Origin of the sequence: Limnospira sp. PMC 289.06 (assembly GCF_032350395.1) — a bacterium.
Classification (GTDB): domain Bacteria; phylum Cyanobacteriota; class Cyanobacteriia; order Cyanobacteriales; family Microcoleaceae; genus Limnospira; species Limnospira platensis.
In genome coordinates this window covers 1-2,340 of record NZ_JARPLC010000255.1, presented here as the reverse complement: position 1 = coordinate 2,340, position 2,340 = coordinate 1, and the positions used below count along the sequence as shown (strand labels likewise).

The 2,340-nt window shown below is 49.0% G+C and carries 3 protein-coding genes; all 3 read left to right on the top strand.

The window, feature by feature from the left end; all coding sequences use genetic code 11:
• Positions 1–116: 116 nt before the first annotated feature.
• Positions 117–713: a peroxiredoxin gene (locus P5674_RS24200; protein WP_006616087.1), complete on the top strand. Its 597-nt coding sequence runs from the start codon at positions 117–119 to the stop codon at positions 711–713.
• Between the two features lie 444 nt (positions 714–1,157).
• Positions 1,158–2,051, top strand: a complete 894-nt coding sequence (locus P5674_RS24195; RefSeq protein ID WP_006616089.1) for a PQQ-dependent sugar dehydrogenase — start codon at positions 1,158–1,160, stop codon at positions 2,049–2,051.
• On the top strand, positions 2,026–2,109 hold the full coding sequence (locus P5674_RS24190) for a PQQ-dependent sugar dehydrogenase (RefSeq protein ID WP_286131305.1): 84 nt from the start codon (positions 2,026–2,028) through the stop codon (positions 2,107–2,109). The genes P5674_RS24195 and P5674_RS24190 overlap by 26 nt, the downstream gene beginning before the upstream one ends.
• Positions 2,110–2,340: the final 231 nt, after the last annotated feature.

The window sequence follows — 2,340 nt, the reverse complement described above, 5'->3', positions numbered from 1 at the left end:
AAGTACGGTTTTGAATGGGAGGGGTAGACCGTGAGGTCTATCTCGACCCCTAATTTATCGTAACAAATTGAAAACTCAGCCATTCTGAGTTTTCAAAGGAATTAGGAGATTTACCCATGACAAGTGAGTGTATTCGCGTTGGTTTAGCAGCCCCAGATTTTGCCGCTACAGCGGTGATTGACCAAGAGTTCAAAACTATTAAGTTATTGGAATATCGCGGTAAATACGTTGTCCTGTTCTTTTATCCCCTGGACTTTACTTTTGTCTGTCCGACGGAAATTACCGCATTTAGCGATCGCGCTGAAGAATTTTCAGCCATTAACACCCAAATCTTAGGGGTTTCTGTCGATAGTGAATTTTCTCACCTAGCTTGGATTCAAAGCGATCGCCAATCCGGTGGAGTTGGCGACCTCAACTATCCTCTGGTGTCTGACATTAAAAAAGAAATCAGCGCCGCCTACAACGTACTTGACCCAGAGGCCGGAATTGCACTGCGGGGTCTGTTCATTATCGACAAAGGCGGCATTATTCAACACGCCACTATCAATAACCTTGCCTTCGGTCGTAATGTAGACGAAACCCTACGCACCTTACAAGCGATCCAATATGTTCAAGCCAACCCCGACGAAGTTTGTCCCGCAGGTTGGCAGCCAGGAGACAAAACCATGAACCCCGACCCAGTGAAGTCTAAAGAGTTCTTCGCCGCTATCTAATCAACAATAGTGTATAGTTAGCACTTCACTCCCACAGGGGGCTAGGGGCTTAGTTCCTCAAGAAATGGGTCTAAAGCCTCCCCTGGTAGGGGATGAATCTGTAACCTAATCTTTGCACTGATCTTCTCAAAACAATTCTTCTGTTATCAAAGGAGAAGAAATGTAATAAACGCGCTTGCCAATGAGATTCACGATGATTCAACCCCTGACTCCGATTGCTGGCAGTTTGCTAGGGAGTTTCCTCTTGATCGGCGGTGAGACGCCAACCGGAGTAGAAACCCCACCAGAGAACCCAGTCAACTCTGCGAGCGGTGCTTTGCACAAATCCTATCTACCGACCTTGAATCTGGTGCATCTATCCCTCTCGATCGGGAGTGGGAACAAACGACAGTAGTTGAGAATTTGGAGCATCCCTGGGGATTAGCGTGGCTCCCTGACGGGACGATGCTGATTACTGAGCGACCAGGACGCTTACGGATAGTGCGCGATGGCATTCTCGACCCCACTCCTGTGGCCGGGTTGCCAGAGATTTTAGCCCTCAATCAGGGGGGTTTACTGGATATTGCCGTTCATCCCCGGTTTGAGGAAAATTCGTTGATTTATTTCACCTATTCCCAAGGAACCCAGGAAGCCAATGGCGTGGCAGTGGGTCGAGGGGAGTTGAGGGGAAGCAGCCTAGAGAATGTGGAAGTGATTTTCCAAGCTGCTCCTTTGAAACGGGGAGGACAACATTTTGGATCGCGCATGGTTTGGTTACCTGATGATACTCTGCTGGTGGCGATTGGTGATGGGGGGAATCCACCCGTGCAACTGGACGGGGAACTGATTCGCTTACAGGCTCAAAATCGAGGGAGTCATTTGGGTAAGATTGTACGCCTGAATGACGATGGCTCAATTCCGAGTGATAATCCTTGGCAGGGAGACCCTAATAGTGACCCGGCTATTTGGAGTTATGGTCATCGGAATATTCAGGGGTTGGCGATTGATTCCCAACGGGGTCACGTTTGGTCTACGGAACATGGTGCCCGTGGTGGGGATGAGTTGAATCGGATTGAAGGAGGAGAAAATTACGGCTGGCCTCTTGTTACCCATAGTCAGGAATATACAGGGGGGCGAATTTCCGATCGCCAATCCCATCCAGATATGGTTGACCCCGATATCGTCTGGACACCGGCGATCGCTCCGTCCGGGTTAGCCGTGCATGGGGGCGATTTGTTTGCTGGGGGTTTGGTATCCCAATCGGTGCATCATATCCAATTAAATGAGTCCGGTGAGGTGATAGACCAACGAGCGATCGCGATCGCGAGCGCGTGTGCGGGATGTTCGGGAAAGTCCTGATGGTCATCTCTATGTGTTGACTGATGCCGCCCCCGGGCGGTTAATTCGACTTCATTAACTCTAGCGGTGCGAGACGTTCAGGCATGAAATAGGGTTGAAATACCTGAAATAACCGCCTGGTGGGGACTTAAACCCCTTGGTTGAATATAAGGAGATCTCTCCTGACCATCCTCATAACTGTTTATATGTCCCAACATTCGGTATAGAAATATACCAAATAAGGCAGGGAACCCAAGGTCAAAACGAACTAACTCATACAAATTCCTATAGGAAGCCCAGAAATGGATAA